The following is a 23830-nucleotide window of genomic DNA, read 5'->3' as shown; positions in this document are numbered from 1 at the left end:
ATGGTTTCCGCGAACAGCCGGCTGCGCGTCACGACGACCCGGGCGGCGTCGGCCAGCGACAACGCACCGGCGACGCAGGCGGCCGCGACCTCGCCCTGGGAGTGGCCGATCACCGCGGCCGGCGTCACGCCGTAGGACTGCCAAAGCGCGGCCAGCGACACCATGACCGCGAACAGGACGGGCTGCACGACCTCGACCCGCTCCAGCGCCGACTCGTCGCGCAGGGCGGCGAGGACGTCGATGTCCGAAAGGGACGCGATGGCCGCCGCGCACTCCCGCATCCGCTCGGCGAAGACGGGCGCGGACTCCAGCAGTTCGGTCGCCATCCCGGTCCACTGCGAGCCCTGTCCCGGGAACACGAAGACCACCCCGGATGACGTCGGTGCGTCGCCGGTCACCGCGCCGAGGTGCGCGAGCAGCTCCTCGCGGGTTTCGCCGATCGCCACGGACCGGTACCGCATCGCCGACCGGCCGCTCGCCAGGCTGAAGCCGACGTCGGCGGGACTCAGCTCGGGGTGCGCCAGCACGTGTGACCGCAGCTGATCCAGCCGGGCCGTCAGCGCCTGCGGGCCGCGCGCGGAGACCACCCACGGCACCAGCGCGTCCGATGTGGACGGTTCCGGCGGGTCGGCCGGCGCCTGCTCCACCACGAGGTGCGCGTTGGTGCCGCTGATCCCGAAGGACGACACCGCGGCCCGGCGCGGCCGCCCGGTCTCCGGCCAGTCCTCGGCCTCGCTCAGCAGCCGCAGCTCCGCCAGCTCCGGCAGCGGCGTTTCGACGTGCAAGGTCTTCGGCAGCACGCCCGCCCGCAGCGCCTGCACCACCTTGATCAGCCCGGCGACACCCGCGGCCGCCTGGGCGTGCCCGATGTTGGACTTGACCGAGCCCACCCGGACCGGCCCGTACGCGGCCGACAGAGCCTGTGCCTCGATCAGGTCACCGAGGCGGGTACCCGTTCCGTGCGCCTCGACGACGTCCACTTCGGACGGTTGCAGGCCCGCGTTCGCCAGTGCCTGTGCGATCACCCGCTGCTGAGCCGGTCCGCTCGGCGCGGTCAGCCCGTTGGACGCGCCGTCCTGGTTGACGGCGCTTCCCCGCACCAGCGCGAGCACCCGGTGGCCGTGCCGCCGGGCGTCGGAAAGGCGTTCGAGGAGTACCAGGCCGAGGCCGTCGGCCACGCCGAACCCGTCGGCGGCCGCCGAGAACGCCTTGCACCGGCCGTCCGCGGACAGCGCCTGCTGCTTGCCGAACTCGACGAAGATGTCCGGCGTCGCCGAGATGGTCACGCCACCGGCCACAGCCAGCGAACACTCGCCCTGGCGCAGGGCCTGGGCCGCCAGGTGGATCGCGACCAGGGACGACGAGCACGCGGTGTCGACGGTGATCGCCGGGCCTTCGAACCCGTAGGTGTAGGCGAGCCGGCCCGAGGCGACGCTGTTCATCGTGCCGGTCACCAGGTAGCCCTCGACGCTGTCGCGGGCCGCGCCCAGGTTTTCGGCGTAGCTGTTGCTGATCGCGCCGACGTAGACCCCGACCGGCGCCCCGCGCAGCGACGCGGGATCCAGCCCGGCCCGTTCGAAGAGCGTCCACGACCCTTCCAGGAGCAGCCGCTGCTGCGGGTCCATCGCGAGCGCCTCGCGCGGGGAGATTCCGAAGAAGGCGGCGTCGAACTCGGCGGCGTCGTACCGGAACCCACCTCCGCTCGGGCCGAGCGAGCCGATGTCCCAGCCGCGGTCGGCGGGGAACGCCCCGATGGCGTCCCGGCCGGCGGCGACCAGTTCCCACAGGTCCTCGGGAGAGTTCACCTCGCCGGGCAGCCGGCAGCTCATCGCCACGATGGCGATCGGCTCATCGGCGGCCGCGGCCCGGACGACGGGCGCCGCCTCGGCCGGCCCGCCACTCAATTCCATGTGCAGCAGGGCGGCCAGCGCCACCGGGGTCGGCTGGTCGAACACCAGCGTGGACGGCAGCCGCAGGCCGGTGGCCGCGGCGAGCCGGTTGCGCAGCTCGACCGAGGTCAGCGAGTCGAAGCCGAGGTCCCGGAAGGCGCGGCCGCGGTCGATTTCCGCCGCCGAGCCGAACCCGAGCACCACGGCCGCGTGCTCGCAGACGAGGTCCAGCAGCGCGGGCTCCGAGCGATCCACCGATGGTTCGGGCGCGGCTTCGGCCACCCGGCGGATCCGGCCGCGCACCAGGCGCCGCAGCAACGGTGATTCCGAGCGCAGCGCGGCCGGATCGAACCGGACCGGGACCAGTACCGCTTCTTCCGCGCCGAGCGCGGCGTCGAACAGGGCCAGCCCTTCCTCGTCGGACAGAGCCGCGATGCCCGATCCGGTGATGCGGGCGCGATCGCGGTCGTCCAGCTGACCGGCCATGCCGTGTTCCCAGGCACCCCAGGCCAGGGAGACAGCCGGCAGACCTCGGGCGCGGCGGTGCTGGGCGAGGGCGTCGAGGAAAGCGTTGCCCGCCGCGTAGTTGGCCTGGCCCGGCCCGCCGAGGACCCCGGCCGCCGAAGAGAACAGCACGAACGCCGAGAGGTCCGTGGTCAGCTCGTGCAGGTGCCAGGCGGCGTCCAGCTTGGGCCGCAGCACCTCGTCGAGCCGATCCGGCGTCAGTGCGGAAACAGTGGCGTCGGCGACCACCCCGGCGGCGTGCACCGCCGCCGTCAGCCGGCGCGGGATCGCGGCCAGCATGCGGGCGACGGCCGCGCGGTCGGCCAGATCGCAGGCGACCGCGGTGACGTCGGCGCCGAGGGCGGCCAGGTCCGCGCACAGCTCGGGGGCTTCGCCCCGGCGGCTCGCCAGCACCAGGTGCTTGATGCCGTGCTCGGTCACCAGGTGCCGGGCGAGCAGGCCGCCGAGCGCGCCGGTGCCGCCGGTGATCAGGACCGTCCCGTCGGGGTCGAGGGGTTTCGGCACGGTCAGCACGACCTTGCCGACGTGCTTGGCCTGGGCGAGGTGCCGGAACGCCTGTTCGGCCTGGTCGAGCGGCCAGGTGGTCACGGGCAGGTGGCTGAGCACGCCCCGGTCGAACAGAGCGACGATCTCGCCGAGCATCTCGCCGAGCCGGTCGGTGCCCGCTTCGAACAGGTCGAAGGCCTGATAGCCGACGTCGGCGGGTTCGCGGACGTCGGTCTTGCCCATTTCGAGGAACCGGCCGCCGGGTCGCAACATCCGTAGCGACGCGTCCACGAACTCGCGAGCCAGCGAGTTGAGCACGACGTCGACGCTGCCGAACTTCTCCTCGAAGCCCAGTTCCCGCGATGAGGCGAAGTGGTCGTCGTCCAAAGTGGACGCTTCCTGCTTGCCCGGGCTCGCGGTGCCGAACACCTCGGCGCCGAAGTGCCGGGCCAGCTGCACGGCCGCCATCCCGACGCCGCCGGCCGTCGCGTGCACGAGGACGCGTTCCCCCGCCCGGACTCCGCCGAGGTCGTGCAACCCGTAGTAGGCGGTCAGGAAAACCAACGGCACCGCGGCGGCCTGGTCGTCGGTCCAGCCGGCCGGGGTCGGTGCGAGCAGCCGCTGATCGGTCACGGTGAGCGTGCCGAACGCACCCGCGAACAGGCCGAACACGCGGTCGCCGGGCCTGAACCGGGTCACGCCCGGTCCGGCTTCCGTGACCACTCCGGCCCCTTCGCAGCCGACCGCGGCTTTTCCGGGGTACAGGCCGAGGGTGACCATGACATCGCGGAAGTTCACGCCGGCCGCGCGCATCTCGACGCGCACCTCGCCGGGGGCGAGTGGCCGTTCCGCCTCCGGTGCGGGGACCCAGGTGAGGCCGTCGAGGGTGCCGGGGGTGGCCACGTCCAGGCGCTTGCTGCCCGTGGTGAACCGGGTGAGCCTGGGTGCATAGCCGATCCCCGCGCGGACGGCCAATTGGGGTTCACCGGCGCCGAGCAGGTTCGGCAGGACCTTTGTGGACTCCGGGTCGTCGTCGATGTCGATCAGCAGGAACCGGTCCGGGTGCTCGTTCTGCGCGGACCGCAGCAGACCCCACACGGGGGCGGTCGCCAGGTCCGTGACGTCTTCGGTGCCGATGGCCACGGCTCCCCGGGTGACGAACGCGAGCCGTTCCGGTCGCTCTTCGGCGAGCCACCGCTGCACCTCGTCCAAGGCGCGGTGGGCTGTCTGCCCGCCGCCCTCCGGCAGGTCGGCACCGGCGTCGAACCTGGTCAGGACCACGTCGTCGGCGGGCGAGCCGGCCGGCACCGGGACCCACTCGATGCGGTACATGCTGTCGTGCTTCGAGTTCACTGCGGCGGGCCGGAGTGCCAAAGAGCCGATCGAGGCCACCGGCAGCCCGGTGCCGTCGGCGAGTTGCAGTGCGACCGCGCCGGAGCCCGCCGGGGTGATGCGGACCCGGAGCGTCGAGGCACCGGTGGCGTACAACTCGACGTCGTGCCAGGCGAACGGCAGTTGCGCGAGGCCCGAGTCGCCGAGCGGCCCCAACCCGATCGCGTGCAGGGCCGCGTCGAGCACCGCCGGGAGGTGCTCGTCCTGAGGCGGCAACGCTACCTCGGCGAACACTTCGTCATCGCGCCGCCAGGCCGCCCGCAACCCCCGGAACGCCGGCCCGTAGCGGAGTCCGGCGTCGGCGAGCCGGTCGTAGTGGTCGCTCACATCGATAGCCCCAGCCTCAGGCGGCGGCCAGTCGGTGAGCCGCAAGGTCTCGGGCGCGCCCTCGGACAGCACGCCACTCGCGTTGTGCACCCACTCGGCGCCGTCGCGGGAGTGGATGCTGAAGCCATGCTGCTCGTCCACCCGCAGCTGCACCTCGACCTCGCCGGTGGCGGGCAGGACGATCGGGGCGTGCAGGGTGAGTTCGGCGACCCGCCCGCAGCCCACCCGGTCTCCGGCCTGGACCGCCAGCTCCAGCAACGCCGTGCCCGGCAGGATCACCGCTCCCAGCACGGCGTGGTCGGCGAGCCAAGGGTGCGACCGCATCGAGAGCTTCTTGGTCAGCAGCAGGCCGTCGACGCCGGCCAGCTCGACCGAGGTGACGTCGTCCTCGCGGGGCGCGTCGAGCCAGAAACGCTTGCGCTGGAACGCGTAGGTGGGCAGTTCCACCGTACGGGCGCCGGTGTTCGCGAAGTACTTCGTCCAGTCGACCGGGACCCCCCGCCCGTGCAGCCGGGCCACCGCCGTGACGATCGAGTGCGGCTCGGGCCGGTCCCGGCGCAGGGCGGGCACCAGCACCGCGCCGGTCTCCCCCACGCTGTCCTGGCCCATCGCCGACAGCACCCCGTCCGGCCCCAGCTCCACAAAGGACCGGACACCGAGATCGAGCAGGGTCCGCATCCCGTCGGCGAACCGGACCGGCTCGCGCACCTGCCGCACCCAGTGCTCCGGGTCCGTGACGTCCCCGGCGACGACCTGCAGCCCTGGCGAAGAAAAGGAAAGGCCCTCGACGACCCGGCGGAAGTCCGCGAGCATCGGGTCCATCCGCGCCGAGTGGAACGCGTGGCTCACCCGCAGCCGCTTCGACTCCTCGAACCGGGCGGCCGCCGCCAGCACGGCGTCCTCGTCCCCGGAGAGCACCACCGAAGACGGGCCGTTGACCGCCGCGAGGTCGACTCCCTCTCCCAGCAACGGCCGGATCTCGTCTTCGGTGGCGCGGACGGCCACCATCGCCCCGCCCACGGGGAGTGCCTGCATCAGGCGTCCCCGCGCGGACACCAGCGCACAAGCGTCCACAAGGGACAGCACGCCCGCGACGTGCGCCGCCGCGATCTCGCCGACCGAGTGGCCCAGCACCGCGTCCGGGCGCACTCCCCACGACTCCAGCAACCGGAACAGGGCGACCTGCAGCGCGAACAGCGCGGGCTGGGCGAACTCGGTCCGCTCCAGCGCTTCGGCGTCCGTCCGGAGGTCGAGGTGAGCGCCGATCGCGTCCCACGCGCGGGCGAACACCGGGAAGGTCGCGGCCAGCTCGCGTCCCATGCCCGAACGCTGGGAACCCTGGCCGGAGAACAGGAACGCGACTCCGGCCTCGGCCGGTCCGACACCGTCGATCCGGTCGAGGGCGGCTACCAAGGACTCCCGGTCGTCGGCGACCACGAAGGCCCGTTCGCCGAGCATCGCCCGGCCGGCCAGGGTGTGCCCGACGTCGAGCACGTCGACGTCGGTCCTGGCAACGTGGACCGAGAGACGCTCGGCCTGGGCACGCAACGCCGCCGCACTGTGGGCGGACAGCAAGCACGGCACCGGCCCGGCGAACCGTTCACCGGCTGCTTCCGACGGCGGGGCCTGCTCCAGGATCGCGTGCGCGTTGGTCCCGCTGGCGCCGAACGACGAGACCGCGGCCCGGCGGACCGGATCCCCCCACGGACGCTGGGAAGTCAGCAGCTCGACCGCCCCCGCCGACCAGTCGATCTGCGCCGACGGAGAGTCGACGTGCAGCGTCTTCGGCAGCGTCCCGTGCCGCATGGCCAGGACCATCTTGATCACGCCCGCCACCCCGGCGGCGGCCTGGGTGTGCCCGATGTTGGACTTGACCGACCCCAGCCACAGCGGCTCGGCCCGGTCCTGCCCGTAGGTCGCCAGCAGGGCGTGCGCCTCGATGGGGTCGCCGAGGGTGGTGCCGGTCCCGTGCGCTTCGACGGCGTGGACGTCGGCGGGCGTGAGCCGCGCGTCGGCCAGTGCCTGGCGGATCACGCGTTGCTGGGCCGGCCCGCTCGGCGCGGTCAGCCGGCTGCTCGCGCCGTCCTGGTTGACGGCGCTCCCCCGCACCAGTGCGAGCACCGGGTGACCGTGGCGCTGGGCGTCGGAAAGCCGTTCGAGCACCAGGACACCGGCGCCTTCGGCGAACCCGGCGCCGTCGGCCGCGGCGGCGAACGCCTTGCACCGGCCGTCCGGGGCCAGGCCGCCCTGCCGGCTGAAGTCGATGAACGTGCCCGGTGCGGCCATCACCGCGACGCCGCCGGTCAGGGCCAGCGAGCATTCCCGGCGCCGCAGCGACTGGCTCGCCAGGTGCAGCGCGACCAGGGACGACGAGCACGCGGTGTCCACGGTGACCGCCGGCCCTTCGAGGCCGAACGTGTAGGACACCCGGCCGGACACGACGCTGGGCGAGCTGCCGATGCTGAGCTGTCCCTCGAAGCCGTCCGGGATGCGGTGCAGGCGGCTGGCGTAGTCCTGGTACATCACCCCGGTGAAGACGCCGGTGTCGCTGCCCCGCAGGGAAAGCGGGTCGATCCCGGCGGTTTCCAATGCCTCCCAGGTGGTCTCCAGCATCAGCCGCTGCTGCGGGTCCATCGCCAGTGCCTCGCGCGGGGACACGCCGAACAGGCCGGGGTCGAACATCGCGGCGTCGTGCAGGAAACCGCCGTGGCGCGTGTAGCTCGTGCCGGTCCGGCCGGGATCGGCGTCGTAGAGGGCATCGAGGTCCCAGCCGCGGTCGGCGGGGAACTCCGAAACGGCGTCCACGCCGTCGGACACCAGCTGCCACAGGTCCGCCGGGTTCGCCACCCCGCCGGGCAGCCGGCAGCCCATGCCGACGATCGCGATCGGCTCGGCCGCCGCCGACCGGGCCTCGCGCAGCTGACTCCGGGTCTGCTGCAGGTCGGCGATGGTCCGCTTGAGGTAGTCGCGCAGTTTCTGTTCGTTGTCCACTAGAGGATCCCCAGATCGTCGTCGACCAGCTCGAACAGTTCGTCGTCGGTGGCGGAGTCGAGGCTCGCGGTGTCCGCGCCGGCGCCGAGGCCCGCCAGCAGGGAGCGCAGGCGGCCGGCCACCGCCTGCCGCGTGTCGTCGTCGGCCGACTCACGCAACCGGGCTTCCAGCCGGTCGAGTTCGTCGAGCGGCGACCACGGTCCGCCCACCAGTTCGCCGTGCAGGCACCGGGCCAGCGCGACCGGGGTCGGGTAGTCGAACAGCACCGTCGTCGGCAGCCGTACGCCGGTCGCCGCGGCCAGCCGGTTGCGCAGTTCCAGTGCGGTCAGTGAGTCGAAGCCCGCGTCCAGGAACCCCCGGGTGGGCTCGACCAGGTCCGGCGCGGGGTGGCCGAGCACCGCCGCCGCGTGTCCGCGCACCAGGTCCAGCAACGCGCGGTGCTGAGCGGCTTCCGGCAGGGTCGCCAGCCGCTGGGCGAGCCCGGCCTCGACCTGGATCGGTGCCTTGGCGGCGACCAGTCCCCGCAGCAGGCCGGGCACTTCGCCGACCGCGGTGACGTCCAGCCGGACCGGGACCAGCACCGGCTCGTCCCGGGCGCAGGCGGCGTCGAACACCGCGAGCCCTTCGGCCGTGGACAGCGGGCGCACGCCCCACTGGGACATCCGGGCGACGTCGGTTTCGCCCAGCCCGCCGGTCAGCCCGGTGCGCGTTTCCCACATGCCCCACGCCAGGGACACCGCGGGCAGCCCGGCGGCCCGGCGGTGCCGGGCGAGCGCGTCCAGGAACCCGTTCGCCGCAGCGTAGTTGCCCTGTCCCGGGGTTCCGAACACGCCGGCCGCCGAGGAGAACAGCACGAACTGCGTGAGGTCCTTCGTCAGCTCGTGCAGGTGCCACGCCGCGTCGGCCTTCGGCGCCAAGACGGCGTCGAGCCCGTCGGGGGTCAGGGAACCGAGGACCCCGTCGGCGACGACGCCGGCGGCGTGCACCACACCCCGCAGCGGGAACTCGGCCGGTACCCCGGTGAGAACGCGGGCGAGCGCGTCCCGGTCGGAGACGTCACAGGCGGCCACCGTCACCAGCGCACCGGCGGCTTCGAGGTCCGCGACCAGTTCGGGTGCGTGTCCCTGCCGGCTGACCAGGAGCAGGCTGCGGATGCCGTGCTCGGCGACGAGGTGCCGGGCCACCAGTCCGCCCAGCACGCCGGTGCCGCCGGTGATCAGCACCGTGCCCGTGGGGTCCCAGGCCGCGGTCCCGGGTTCGCCGGTCACCCGGGCCAGCCGGGGCACCCGGACGGTCCCGTCGCGGACCTCGCACTCGGTCTCCCCGGCGGCCAGCGCCGCCAGGACCGCGTGCACCGGGAGGTCGCCGTCCGGCAGGTCGACGAGGGCGAACCGGTCCGGGTTCTCCGAGCAGGCCGACCGGACCAGGCCCTGGACCGCCGCGCGAACCAGGTCCGCACCCCGGGTCACGATCGCCAGCCGCGACGCGGCGAACCGGCCGTCGTCGAGCCAATCCTGCAGCACCGCCAGCATCCCGGCCGTGGCTTCCCGCACGGTTTCGCCGGTGTACCGGGCTTCCAGGAAGACGGTCGCGGGGACGTCCCGCAGTGCGGCCAGGTCCGTGACGACCGTGTGCGATCCCTCCGGCGCTCCTTCGGGCGCCGGGCTCCAGTCCACCCGGAACAGCCGGTCGTGCGGGGTGGGCGAACGCAGCGCCAGCGCGTCGACCCGCGCGACCTCGGTGCCGTGGTCGTCGGACAGCTGCATCGACACGACGTCGTTGCCCCGCACCGAAATCTTGACCCGGAGCGCGGACGCGCCGGGCGCGGTGAGCGAGACTCCGCTCCACGAGAACGGCAGGGCCGGCTTGGTCCGGTCGGCGCCGATGACGTGCAAAGCGGCGTCGAGCAGCGCGGGGTGCAGCCGGAACCGGCGTGCTTCCGGACGAAGCCGCTCGGGCAGCGCCACTTCGGCGTAGAGGTCCGTGCCCGCGCGGAACGCCGACTGCAGGCCGCCGAACGCGGGGCCGTAGTGGTAGCCGAGTCCGTTGAGCTTGTCGTAGAGGTCCGCCACTGCAATGGGTTCCGCGTCCGCGGGCGGCCACGGCACCGCTTCGCCGGAGGCGTAGGTCTCGGCGGTGAGGACGCCGGTCGCGTGCCTGGTCCAGGACGTGTCCTCCGCTTGGGAGTACATCCGCACGGGCCGGTGCCCGGACTGGTCCGGGGCGTCGACGGTGAGCTGGATCGTCACGGCATCCGGCAACGCCAGCGGGGACTCGATCGTCAGATCAGCCACCCTCGGGGCGCCGACCTGGTCGCCGGCCCACAACGCGAGGTCGAGGAAGGCCGTGCCGGGCAGCAAGACCGTGTCCCCGACGGCGTGCTCCGCGAGCCACGGCAGCCGGTCCGGGTCGAGCCGGCCGGTGAACACCGTCGTCGCGGAGTCCGCCAGCGCGGTCACCGTGGTGACGAACGGGTGGTCGTGCAGGGTCGCGCCCGTGTCGTCGGCGTTCAGCCAGTACCGCTGCCGCTGGAACGGATAAGTCGGCAGGTCCACCGACCGGCCACCCTCGAGCAGCGGCGTCCAGTCGACGTCGACGCCCTGCACGTGCGCCTCGGCCAGCGACGTCAGGAACCGCTCGAGCCCGCCTTCGCCGCGGCGCAGCGAGCCGATCGCGGTTCCCTCGATGTGCATGGTCAGCACGGGGTGTGGGCTCATCTCCAGGAATACAGCATCGCCCAGCGACTGGACAGCCCGTTCGAACTGCACGGTCCGACGGAGGTTCTCGTACCAGTACTCCGCGTCGAAAGTCGCCGTGTCGAACACGGTGGAGCAGAACGGGATCACCGGCTGGCTCGGCGTGATTTCGCCCAGCGCCGCGAGAAGTTCCTCTCGCACCGATTCCACGTGCACCGAGTGCGACGCGTAGTCCACCGCGATCCGCTTACCGGGAACGGTGAGCAGCAGCTCGTCGATCGCGTCGGGATCTCCGGACACCACCACGGAAGCCGGGCCGTTCACGACCGCGATCGACAGTCGCTCGTCCAGAACGTGGCCGTCGGGCAGCGTCACCGACGCCATCGCACCCCGGCCCGACAGCCGTTCCGCGATGATTCGGCTGCGTTCCACCACGACCTTCGCACCGTCCTCAAGCGACAACGCACCCGCGACGCAGGCCGCGGCGATTTCGCCCTGCGAATGGCCCACCACCGCGTCCGGTTCGACGCCGAGGGACCGCCACAACCCGGCCAGCGACACCATCACCGCCCACAAAGCAGGCTGAACCACGTCAACCCGGTCACTGTCCAGCGCACCCCGCAAATCGAGAGGCGCCAACGCGGCCGCACAGCGATTCATCCAGTCCGCGAACACCGGCGACGATTCCCACAGCTCCGCCGCCATCCCCACCCACTGCGAACCCTGACCGGGGAAGACGAACACCGTCTTCCCCGCAGGCCGGACAACTCCCTCGACGGTCCGATTCCCCAGCACCACCGCACGGTGGTCGAAGGCGGCACGACCAGCCACCAATGAATAGCCGACGTCGAGAGCCGTCCCCGAACTTTCGGACAGCCGTCGGACCTGCTCCTGCAATGCGGTCGCAGAGTGAGCGGACACCACCCACGGCACGAGACGACCGTCCGGCCGGTCGACGACCTCCGTCGCCGGCCCCTGCTCGATGATCACGTGTGCGTTGGTACCGCCGACGCCGAAGGACGACACGCCCGCCCGTCGCGGCCGGTCCGCCTCGGGCCACCCCACCGATTCGGTCGCCAACGACACCGAGCCGGCCGACCAGTCCACAAAGGACGACGGCTGGTCGATGTGCAGGCTCGCCGGTACCACGCCGTGCCGCATCGCCAGCACCATCTTCATCACCCCGGCCACGCCCGCGGCCGCCTGCGTGTGCCCGATGTTGGACTTCACCGACCCCAGCCACACGGGCTCGGTCCGGTCCTGGCCGTAGGTCGCCAGCACCGCCTGAGCCTCGATCGGGTCACCCAGCCTGGTCCCGGTCCCATGCGCTTCCACGACGTCCACATCGGACGGCGTCAGGCCCGCGTTGGCCAGGGTCTGCCGGATCACGCGCTGCTGCGCGGACCCGCTCGGCGCGGTCAGCCCGTTCGACGCGCCGTCCTGGTTGACCGCGCTGCCGCGGATCACCGCCAGCACGGGGTGTCCGTGGCGTTCGGCCTCGGACAGCGGCTCGACGAGCAGCATTCCCGCGCCTTCGCTCCAGCCGGTGCCGTCGGCGGCGTCCGCGAACGGTTTGCAGCGGCCGTCGGCGGCGATCCCGCCGAGCCGTTCGAACTCCGTGAACGCGCCGGGACTGGACATCACCGTGACGCCGCCGACGAGCGCCATCGAGCACTCGCCCTGCCGCAGCGCCTGGCAGGCGTTGTGCAACGCCACCAGAGCGGACGAGCAGCCGGTGTCGATGGTGATCGCCTGGCCTTCCAGCCCGAAGGTGTAGGCGATCCGGCCCGAGAGCACGCTTCCGGTGCTGCCGGTGGCCAGGTACCCCGCGAAGTCCGCCGGCGCCTGGTGCATCCGCGGGCCGTAGTCCGGGGCCAGCGCGCCGACGAACACGCCGGTCCGGCTGCCGCGCATCGACGTCGGGTCGATGCCCGCCCGCTCGAAGGCCTCCCACGAGCACTCCAGCATCAGCCGCTGCTGGGGGTCCATCGCGGTCGCCTCACGCGGGGAGATCCCGAAGAAGCCCGCGTCGAACTCGGCGGCGTCGTAGAGGAACCCGCCGCTGCCGGAGACGGTCCAGCCGCGGTCGGCCGGGAACCCGGAAATTGCGTCGGCTCCCTCGGCGACGAGCCGCCAGAGGTCCTCGGGCGAGGTGACTCCGCCGGGGAACCGGCAGCTCATCGCGACGATCGCGATCGGCTCGGCGACGGGCGTGGCGGCCGTCTCCGGTTCCGGCGCGGAGCCGGTCAGGTAGGCGGCCAGCGCGGCGCAGTTCGGGTGGTCGAACACGATCGTCGCCGGCAGGGCCAGGCCGGTCGCGTGGTTCAGCCGGTTGCGCAGTTCGACGGCCGTGACGGAGTCGAAGCCCAGCTCCTTGAACGCGCGCCGGACGTCGACCGCGTCTCCGGAGGCCATCCCCAGCACGGCGGCGACCTGGGCGCGGACCAGTGGGAGGGCGTCGCCGACGACCGGGCGCGGAGCCTCCGGCTCCTCGAAGACCTCGGCCAGCAACGGACGTTTGCGTGCGACGGAGTAGGCGGCCCCGAAAACCGGCCAGTCGATGTCGGCGACGACCAGGCCGGGTTCGTCCAGCTCCCGGAGCGCGCGCACCGCCAGCTGTGGGTCCATTTCGGACAGTCCGAGCCGGCGGAACTGTGCGCCGACACCGTCTCTGGCCATGCCGTCGCCCGCCCAGGTGCCCCAGGCGATCGAAGTGGCGTTGCCGCCCGCGGCCCGGCGCTGCTGGGCGAGTGCGTCCAGGTAGGCGTTGGCCGCCGCGTAGGCGCCTTGCCCGCCGCCGCCCCACACGCCCGCGCCGGACGAGAACAGCACGAAGGCGTCCAGGGTGTCGTGGTCGAGCAGGGCGTCGAGGTTCGCCGCACCGGCGACCTTCGCTCGCATCACGTCGGCCGCGTCGTCGATCTCGGTCACGGGGGTGCTGTGCTGGCCGGCTCCGGCCGCGTGCACCACAGCCGTCAGGTCCGGCAGCGATAGTAGGAGGTCGCGGACCGCGTCGCGGTCGGCGACGTCACAGGCGGCGAACGTGACCTTGTCCCCCAGCTCAGCCGCGAGTTCGGCCGCGCCGGGGGTGTCGTGGCCCCGGCGTCCGGCCAGGACCACGCGCTCGGCGTCGTTCCGGATCAGCCACCGGGCGACGTGGGCGCCGAGCCCGCCGGTGCCGCCGGTGACCAGCACGGTTCCGCGCGGTCGCCAGGCGCGCCCCGGCCGGGTGCGGGGTGCGCGCACGAGACGTCGGGCGTAGGTTCCGTCGGCCCGCACCGCGACTTGGTCCTCGTCGCCGGCGAGCACCGCGGCCAGTCTGCCGAGCACCCGGTCGTCGACGTTCCCGGGCAGGTCGACCAGGCCGCCCCAGCGGCGGGGGTGCTCGAGCCCGATGGTCAGCCCCAGGCCCCAGATCAGGGCCTGGTCCGGTTGGCGCACGACGTCGTCCGGTGCCGCCGCGACGGCGCCGGACGTCACCAGCCACAGCGGCACGTCGCTCGCGGCGTCCTCCAGCAGCCGGACCAACGTCAAGGTGTCGTCGACCGCGAGCAACGAGAGCACGCCGACGGCCTCGCCCAGGCGCTCGGACAGCCGGCTCAGCGCGACGACTTCCACGTTCGGGCCCAGGTCCGCGGTACCGCCATCGGGCACCACGGCGAGCCAGCGTCCGGTCAGGGCGTACTGCGTCTCGGGCAGCTGCCGCCACGCGATCCGGTACCGCCAGTCGTCCACTGTGGATGCTTCGGTCCGGTGCCAGTACCGCTGGTGCTGGAAGGCGTAGGTGGGCAGGTCCACCAGCCGGCCGTCGCCGAGCAGTGGCATCCAGTCGACCTCGACACCCTGCACGTACACCTCGGCCAAAGAGGTCAGGAACCGCTCGATCCCACCGTCGCCGCGGCGCAATGACCCGACGGCGATGCCGGGCAGGTGCATGGTGAGCACCGGGTGTGGGCTCATCTCGACGAACACACCGTCACCCAGCGATTCGACGGCCCGCTCGAACTGCACGGTCTGCCGGAGGTTCTGGTACCAGTACTCCGCGTCGAAGGTCGCCGTGTCGAACACTGTGGAGCGGAACGGAATCTCGGGCGCATTCGGTGTAATCTCGTCCAACGCCGCCAGGAGTTCGTCCCGGATGGACTCCACGTGCACCGAATGCGACGCGTAGTCCACCGCGATCCGCTTGCCCGGAACAGTAAGCAGCAGCTCGTCGATCGCGTCGGGGTCTCCGGACACCACCACGGAGGTCGGGCTGTTCACCACGGCTACCGACAACCGGTCGTCCAGCACGTGGCCTTCCGGAAGCGTCACCGACGCCATCGCACCCCGGCCCGAAAGCCTCTCTGCGATCAGCCGGCTCCGCGCCACTACGACTCGGGCACCGTCCTCAAGCGACAACGCACCCGCAACGCAAGCCGCCGCGATCTCCCCCTGCGAATGCCCCACCACCGCGTCCGGTTCGACACCGAACGACCGCCACAAGCCCGCCAGCGACACCATCACCGCCCACAAAGCAGGCTGAACCACCTCGACCCGGTCACTGTCCAGCGCGCCCCGCAAGTCGAGAGGCGCCAGTGCGGCCGCACACCGATCCATCCAGTCCGCGAACACCGGCGACGAGTCCCACAGCTCAGCCGCCATCCCGACCCACTGCGAACCTTGGCCAGGGAAGACGAACACCGTCTTGGCCACCGGCTCGGCGACACCTTCCACGACCCGGTCACCCAGTAGCACCGCGCGATGCTCCAGCGCCGCACGACCACACACCAGGGAATAACCGACATCGACAGCCGACTCGGAGTGCACCCGGTCTCGCAACCGGGAGATCTGTTCCTGCAAGGCGACTTCCGACCGGGCGGACACCACCCACGGCACCAGCTCGCCGGAAGGCCGATCGCTCACGTCGGGAGCCGGGCCTTGCTCGATGATGACGTGCGCGTTCGTCCCGCTGATCCCGAAGGACGACACAGCGGCCCGTCTCGGCCGCTCCACCGAAGGCCACGCCACCGGCTCCCGCACCAGCGTCACCGAGCCCGACTCCCAATCCACGTGCGGCGACGGCTCGTCGACGTGCAATGTGGACGGTACGACGCCGTGCCGCATCGCCAGGACCATCTTCATCAGGCCGGCCATCCCGGACGCAGCCTGGGTGTGGCCGATGTTGGACTTCACCGAGCCGAGCCACAGCGGTTCGGCCCGGTCCTGGCCGTAGGTCGCCAGCACGGCCTGCGCCTCGATCGGGTCGCCGAGCCGGGTGCCGGTGCCGTGTCCCTCGACGACGTCCACTTCGGACGGTCGCAGTCCGGCGTTGACCAGCGCCTGCCGGATCACCGCCTGCTGGCTCGGTCCGTGCGGCGCGGTCAGCCCGTTGGACGCGCCGTCCTGGTTGACCGCGCTGCCCCGGAGGACCGCCAGCACGCGGTGGCCGTTCCGGGTGGCGTCCGACAGCCGCTCGACCACCACCAGGCCCACGCCCTCGGCCCACCCGGTGCCGTCGGCGGCGCCGGAGAACGACTTGCAACGGCCGTCGGCGGCCAGCCCGCCCTGCCGGGCGAACTCCTCGAACAGCACCGGTGACGCCATCGCGGTAACCCCGCCGGCCAGCGCCATCGTGCTCTCGCCGCGCCGGACCGACTCGGCCGCCAGGTGCAGCGCCACCAGCGACGACGAGCACGCCGTGTCGACGGAGATCGCCGGGCCCTCGGTCCCCAGCACGTACGCCACCCGGCCGGACACGACGCTTCCGGCGCCCCCCGTCAGGCCGTAGTCGCCGTCGGTCCGGTAGTCGCCGCGCATCGCGCCGATGAAGACGCCGAGACCGCTGCCGCGCACGGACGACGGGTCGACACCCGCGCGTTCCAGCGCCTCCCACGAACACTCCAGGACCAGCCGCTGCTGGGGATCCATGCCCAGTGCTTCCCGGGGCGAGATCCCGAAGAACTCCGCGTCGAACCCGGCCACGTCGTCGACGAACCCGCCGAAGCCGGTCCCCCAGCCCCGATCCGCCGGGAACGACGACACGACGTCCCGGCCGTCGGCGACCACGTTCCACAGGTCCTCCGGGGACGTCACCCCGCCCGGGAACCGGCACGCCATCCCGACCAGCACGACCGGGTCCTCTTCGGACACCCGGCGCTCCGCGGGCTTCTCGGCCGGCGCTCGTTCCAGGAGCCGGTCGGCGATCGCCTCCGGCGTCGGGCAGTCGAAGATCAGCGTGCTGGGCAGCGCGACGCCGCTGGCCGCCGCGATCCGGTTCCGCAGCTCGACCCCGGTCAGCGAGTCGAAGCCCAGCTCCCGGAACGGCCGTCCGTGCGCCAGCGCCGCCGGTGACGGGTGCCCCAGCACCGCGGCCGCGTGGGTGCGCACCAGGTCGAGCGCGGCCTGGTACCGCTCGGCCTCGGGGAGGTCCGCGAGCGCTCGGCCACGGTCCGCGGCCGCCGGTCCGGCCAGCTCGCGCAGCAGCGTGGAGTCCGGGCGCACGGCGCGCGGATCGATCCTCGTCGCGACCACCGCAGCACGGCCGGCGCCGAGCGCGGCGTCGAACAGGTCGAGGGCCTGCGTGGTGGACAGCGGAGCCATTCCGTCGCGCGCCAGCCGCCGGCGTTCGACCTCGCCGACACCGCTGGTCATGCCGCTCTGCTCGGCCCACAGGCCCCAGGCCATCGACACCGCGGGCAGGCCGCGGCTTCGCCGGTGGGCCGCCAGTGCGTCCAGGAACGCGTTCGCCGCGGCGTAGTTGCCCTGGCCCGCCGTGCCGACCACGCCCGCCATCGACGAGAACAGCACGAACCCGGTCAGGTCCTTCGCCAGGTCGTGCAGGTGCCAGGCGGCGTCGACCTTCGGTGCCAGCACCGCGTCCAGCCGCTCCGCCGTCATCGCCTCGACCAGGCCGTCGTCGAGGACGCCCGCCGCGTGGACGACGACGTCGACCGGGTGGTCCGCGAGCAGCCGGGCCACCTGGTCCCGGTCGGCGAGGTCGCAGGCGACCACCTCGACCGTCGCCCCCAGCTCGGCCAGTTCGGTGCCCAACTCGGCGGTGGCGGTCCGGCTGACCAGCAGCAGCCGCCGGACGCCGTGCGCGGTCACGAGGTGCCGGGCCAGCAGGCCACCCAGCGTCCCGGTCGCGCCCGTCACCAGCACTGTCCCTTGGAGAACCGGGCCGGGTTCGGCGGTCAGCTTGCGGAGCCGCGGTACCAGGACCGCGCCGTCGCGGACGGCCAGCTGCGGTTCGTCCAGCCCCACCACGTCCGGCAGGGAGCCGTCCTCGTCCAGGTCGAGGAGGACGAACCGGCCGGGGTGCTCGGCCTGCGCCGAGCGGACCAGTCCCCACACCGGGGCATGGACGAGATTCGGGTCGGTGCCCGTCGCGTTCCGGGTCACCACGACCAGCCGCTGGTCCGGGGCGTGTTCCCGCGCCAGCCAGTCCTGGGTCACGTCGAGGACCTGCTTCAGCACCTCGCGCACCGCCGACTCCACGGCCACGTCCCGTTGCGGACACTCGAAAACGGTGGTGTTCGCCGGTTTCCCGGTCGGAGGCGCGGTTGTCCAGTCCACTTCGTACAACGTGCGGCGGACCTGGTCGACCGGGCGGAGCGTCAAGGAGTCGATCGTGGCCACGGGAGTGCCGTCGGCGTCCGTCAACGTCACGGCGAAGGCGCTTTCACCGGCCGGTGCCAACCGGACGCGCAGTGTCGTGGCATCCGTGGCCGCGCACCGCACTCCGGCCCAGGCGAACGGCACTCGCAGGCCGTCGCCGTCGAGCAGCAGCGGGTGGAGTGCGGCGTCGAGCAACGCCGGGTGCAGGACGAACCCGTCCGGCTCCGGGAGCAGGTCGACCTCGGCGAACAGCTCGTCACCGCGGCGCCAGGCCGAACGCAGGCCCCGGAACGCGGGCCCGTACTCGAAGCCGGTCTCGGCCAGCACGTCGTACCGGACGTCCAGCGGCACCGCGCCTTCCGGCGGCCACACGGCCTGGCTGAACCCCGTCGGCGGTTCGGTCTCCGCCAGCGAGCCACTCGCGTGCCTGCGCCACTCGGAGTCGCCGGCCGGCCGCGCGTACACGCTCACCGGCCGGAAACCGGAGTCGACGGCACCCACCAGCACCTGCACGTCCACGACGTCCTGGGTGGACAGTTCGAGCGGCGTTTCGATCGTCAGCTCCCGAACGAGCCCGGCGCCCGCGTGACCCGCCAGTTCGAGGAATCCGGTACCGGGGAACAAGACCTTGCCCGCCACGACGTGGTCGGCGAGCCAGGGTTGCGCGCGCAGCGAGATCCGGCCGGCGGACAGCGATCCGGCGCCGTCGGCGGATTCCACCGTGGTCGCCAGGATCGGGTGTGCCGACCCGGTTGCCGGCCTGGCTTCGAGCCAGTACTGGGTGTGTTGGAAGGGGTAGGTCGGCAGATCCACCAGCCGGCCGCCGGCCATCAGGGGCAGCCAGTCGACGTCGAGGCCTCGCACGTAAGCCTCGGCCAGCGACGTGAGGAACCGCTCGAGTCCGCCGTCGTCGCGGCGCAGTGAGCCGATCGCGGTGCCGGGGAGGTGCGGGGTGAGCACCGGGTGCGGGCTCATCTCCAGGAACACGCCCTCGCCCAGCGACTCGACCGCTCGCTCGAACTGCACCGTCTGCCGGAGGTTCCGGTACCAGTACTCGGCGTCGAAGGCCGCGGCATCGGACACTGTGGAGCGGAACGGAATCGTCGGCCGGCGCGGCGTGATCCCGTTCAGAGCCGCGAGAAGTTCGTCGCGCACCGACTCGACCTGAGCCGAATGCGAGGCGTAGTCCACGGCGATCCGCTTACCTTGAACAGTCAGGAGAAGCTCGTCGATCGCCTCCGGATCACCCGACACCACCACGGAGTTCGGGCTGTTCACCACCGCCACCGACAGGCGCTCGTCCAGCACGTGGCCTTCCGGAAGCGTCACCGACGCCATCGCGCCCCGGCCCGAAAGCTTTTCGGCGATCAGCCGGCTGCGCTCCACCACGACCTTCGCGCCGTCCTCGAGCGACAACGCACCCGCGACACACGCGGCGGCGATTTCGCCTTGGGAGTGCCCCACGACGGCATCGGGTTCGACCCCGAACGACCGCCACAGCCCGGCTAGCGACACCATCACCGCCCACAACGCCGGCTGAACCACCTCCACCCGGTCACTGTTCAGCGCACCCCGCAAATCGAGAGGCGCCAACGCGGCCGCACACCGATCCATCCACCCGGCGAACACCGGCGACGAATCCCACAGCTCAGTCGCCATCCCGACCCACTGCGAACCTTGACCCGGAAAGACGAACACCGTCTTGGCCACCGGCCCGACGACACCCTCGACCACCCGATCGCCCAGCAGCACCGCGCGGTGGTCCAGCGCCGCACGCCCGCTCACCAGCGAATAGCCGACGTCGACCGCCGCCCCCGGCCACCCGGACAACCGCCGGATCTGGTCCCGCAAAGCAGCTTCCGACCGAGCGGACACGACCCACGGCACCGGACCGCCGTCCGGCCGATCGGCGACCTCGGCATCGGGCCCCTGCTCGATGATCACGTGCGCGTTCGTCCCGCTGATCCCGAAGGACGACACGGCCGCCCGGCGCGGCCGTCCCACCTCAGGCCACTCCACCGGCTCTGTGGCCAGCGACACCGAGCCCGCATCCCAGTCCACAAAGGACGAAGGCCGCTCGAGGTGCAGGCTCGCCGGCACCACGCCGTGCCGCATCGCCAGCACCATCTTCACCACACCCGCGATGCCTGCGGCCGCCTGGGTGTGCCCGATGTTCGACTTCACCGACCCCAGCAGCACCGGCTGTTCCCGGTCCTGGCCGTACGTCGCCAGCACCGCTTCGGCTTCGATCGGGTCGCCGAGGCGGGTCCCCGTGCCGTGGGCCTCCACGACGTCCACATCGGACGGTGCCAGACCCGCGTTGGCCAGTGCCTGCCGGATCACCCGCCGCTGCGCCCGGCCACTGGGTGCGGTCAGCCCGTTCGACGCGCCGTCCTGGTTGACCGCGCTCCCCCGGATCATCGCGAGCACACGGTGGCCACGGCGGCGGGCTTCGGAAAGCCTCTCCACCACTACCAAACCCACGCCTTCGGCCCAGCCGGTGCCGTCAGCGGCGTCGGCGAACGGCTTGCACCGGCCGTCGGCCGCCAAGCCGCCGTTGCGCGAGAACTCCTCGAACAGCTCCGGCGACGACAACACCGTCACCCCGCCGGCCAAGGCCATCGAACACTCGCCGTCGCGCACGGCCCGGGCCGCGAGGTGCAGCGCCACCAACGAAGACGAGCAAGCCGTGTCGACCGACAGCGCCGGGCCTTCGGCCCCGAGGACGTACGCGACCCGCCCGGACACGACGCTCGCCGCCCGGCCGGTGACCCCGGCACCGTCCCCGCCCATCACCCCGACGAAGACGCCGAGGTCGCTGCCCCGCACCGTCGACGGGTCGACCCCGGCCCGCTCCAGCGCCTCCCAGGAGCACTCCAGGACCAGCCGCTGCTGCGGGTCCATGCCCAGCGCCTCACGCGGCGAGATGCCGAAGAAGTCGGCGTCGAACCCGGCGACGTCGTCGAGGAACCCGCCGATTCCGGTGCCCCAGCCCCGGTCCGCCGGGAACGGGGACACCACGTCCCGGCCGCCGGCCACGACGTCCCAGAGGTCGTCCGGCGAGGCGATTCCGCCCGGGAACCGGCACGCCATTCCCACCACGACCACGGGGTCGTCGTCCGACGCCGACCGGATCGCGGGCGCGGTGTCGCCGCGGCCGCCGGTCAGGTGGGCCGCCAGGTCGGCGCAGGTCGGGTGGTCGAACAGGATCGTGGCGGACAGGTCCTCACCGGTGTCCGCGGCGAGCCGGTTGCGCAGCTCGACCGCGAGGTGGGAGTCGATCCCCAGCTCCCGCAAGGCCGCGTCGGCCGCGACGGCGTCCGGAGCCGGGTGGCCCAGCACGGCGGCGGTGTGCGCCCGCACGAGACCCAGCACGTCTCGCGGCGCCTCGCGCACCTCGGGTTCGGGCGCGGTCTCGTCGAGCCAGTACCGCGCGCGCTGGAACGGGTACGTGGGCAGCCGGACCCGGCCGCCGTCGAACGTCCGCTCCCAGTCGGGTGCGCGCCCGCGCACGTGGAGCTGGGCGGCCGAGGCCAGGACCTCGTCCAGCCCGCCCGCGTTCCGGCGCAGCGAGCCGACCACCAGCGCGCCATCGGCGACCTGTTGCACCGGGGCGGTGAGGACGGGGTGCGGGCTGGACTCGACGAAGGTGTCGCAGCCCAGCTCGGTCAGCGAGCGCGTGGCCCGCTCGAACTCGACCCGCTGCGAGAGGTTCCGGTACCAGTACGACGCGTCCAGTTCCGGGCCGGCCAGCACGCCGCCGGTCACCGTCGAGACGAACGCGACGTCCGCGGCCACCGGCCGGATGTCGTGCAGGGCGGCGAGGAGCGGTTCGCGCAGGGGCGCCATCATCGGCGAATGCGACGCGTGCCGGACCTTCACCCGGCGAACCCGGATGCCGTCGCGGTCACAGGCGGCGACGAACTCTTCGACCCCCGCCACGGCACCGCCGACCACGGTCGAGTCCGGGCCGTTCACCGCGGAGATCCACACCCCCTCGGTCAGCCTGCGGGCCGCGTCCCGCTCCGGCAGGGTCACCGCGGCCATCGCGCCCTCGCCGACCAGGTCGCGGAAAGCCTGGCTGCGCAAGGCCACGACCTTCGCCGCGTCCTCGAGCGTCAACGCCCCCGCCACGCAAGCGGCCGCGATCTCGCCTTGCGAATGGCCCACCACGGCGTCCGGCTCGATGCCGAAGGACCGCCACACGGCGGCCAGCGAGACCATCATCGCGAACAGCGCCGGCTGGATGACCTCGATGTCGTGCACTTCCCCGCGAACCACGTCGAGGAGCGAGAAGTCGACGTGCGGCGCCAGCGCGTCGGCGCATTCGCGCATCCGGCCGGCGAAGACCGGCGACGATTCCAGCAACGCCGTGGCCATCCCCGGCCATTGGGTGCCTTGCCCGGGGAAGACGAAGGCGACCTTGCCCGCGCGCCGCGCGACTCCGGTGGTCAGGCCGGGGAACGGCATGCCCTCGGCGAGGGCGGTCAGGCCGGGGAGGACGCGGTCGCGGTCCGGGGCGATGAGCACCGCGCGGTGGTCGAAGGCCGACCGGGTCGTGGCCGACGAGTGCGCCGCGGCCGCCAGGTCCAGGTCCGGGTGCGCCTCGATGTGCTCCCGCAGGCGCAACGCCTGTTGCTGCAACGCTTTCCCGGTCTTGGCCGAGAGCACCCACGGCGCCACGCGCGAGCCGCGTGGCTCCGCGGTGCCGGTCCACTTCGCCAGCACGACGTGGCAGTTGGTGCCGCCCATGCCGAACGAGCTGACCCCGGCCAGCCCGGCGCCGGGCCAGGCGCCCGGCTGGTCCTGGACGCGGATCTTCAGCGCGTCGAACGGGATCTCCGGGTTCGGGGTGCGGAAGTGCAGGCTGGCCGGCAGCTCGCCGTGTTCGAGGCTGAGCACGGTCTTCAGCAGACCCGCCACGCCGGCGGCGCCCTCCAGGTGGCCGATGTTGGTCTTCACCGAGCCCACCAGCAGCGGCCGGTCGGCGTCGCGGCCGTCGCCGAGGACCGCGCCGAGGGCGGCGGCCTCGATCGGGTCGCCGAGTTTGGTGCCGGTGCCGTGCAGTTCCACGTACCGCACGTCGGCGGGGGCGACGCCGGCCCGCGCGTAAGCCAGCCGGAGGCATTCCTCCTGCGCGGCCCGCTCCGGCGCGGTCAGGGTCCGGCCACCGCCGTCGTTGGTCACGGCGCTGCCCCGGATGACGCAGTGGATCGGGTCGCCGTCGGCCACGGCGTCGGCCAGCCGCTTGAGCACGACCAGCCCGCCGCCCTCACCGCGGACGTAACCGTTGGCGCGCGCGTCGAACACCTGGCACCGGCCATCCGGCGAGAGTCCCCCGAACCGCACCGCGGTCAGGGCGCTGTCCGCGCTCAGGTTGAGGGTGACGCCGCCGGCGAGAGCCGCGGTGCACTCGCCCGCCAGCAGGCTCGCGCAGGCCGTGTGCACGGCGACCAGCGAGGAGGCTTGTGCCGCGTCGATCACGAAGCTGGGACCGCGCAGGCCCAGGGCGTAGGAGACGCGGTTGGCGATCATGCCGCGTTGCAGGCCGGTCATGGAGTGCGCACTGATGTCCGGCCGCAGATCCGCGTAGTCGTCCCGGATCGCGCCGACGAACACGCCGACGTTCCCGCCCGGCAGGAGGCCCGCGTCCTCGAGGGCTTCCCAGCCGAGCTCCAGCGTCAGCCGCTGCTGCGGGTCCATCGCCGCCGCCTCGCGCGGCGAAATCCCGAAGAAGGAAGGATCGAAGTCCCCGACGCGGTCGAGGAACCCACCCCGGCCCAGTCCCGGATCGACCCGGCCGGCGGGCACCGGGGTGACCGCGTCGGTGCCGGTCCGCAGCAGCCGCCAGAAGGCGGCCGGATCGGGCGCCCCCGGAAGCCGGCAGGACATCCCCACCACCGCGACACCATCGGAAATCCCCAT

General features: G+C 72.8%; 2 protein-coding genes (1 of these 2 running past the window's edge). Both read right to left on the bottom strand.

What is annotated here, in order from left to right; translation table 11 throughout:
• Positions 1–7610, bottom strand: partial view of an SDR family NAD(P)-dependent oxidoreductase gene (locus ACIQWX_RS15295; RefSeq protein WP_400870255.1) — the 5' portion only. Its footprint begins 4669 nt before the window's first position; only the first 7610 of its 12279 coding nucleotides appear in the window; the start codon lies at positions 7608–7610; the stop codon falls past the left edge of the window.
• On the bottom strand, positions 7610–23830 hold the full coding sequence (locus ACIQWX_RS15290) for an SDR family NAD(P)-dependent oxidoreductase (protein WP_400870252.1): 16221 nt from the start codon (positions 23828–23830) through the stop codon (positions 7610–7612). The genes ACIQWX_RS15295 and ACIQWX_RS15290 overlap by 1 nt, the downstream gene beginning before the upstream one ends.

This window comes from Amycolatopsis sp. NPDC098790 (genome assembly GCF_044759945.1).
GTDB lineage: Bacteria > Actinomycetota > Actinomycetes > Mycobacteriales > Pseudonocardiaceae > Amycolatopsis.
Note: the sequence above shows the minus strand (reverse complement) of the source record. Positions and strands in the feature narration are given on the sequence as shown.

What these genes read in the sequence shown, in the direction of transcription:
- ACIQWX_RS15290 (WP_400870252.1), bottom strand. Translation starts at nt 23,830, where the DNA reads ATGGGGATTTCCGATGGTGTCGCGGTGGTGGGGATGTCCTGCCGGCTT.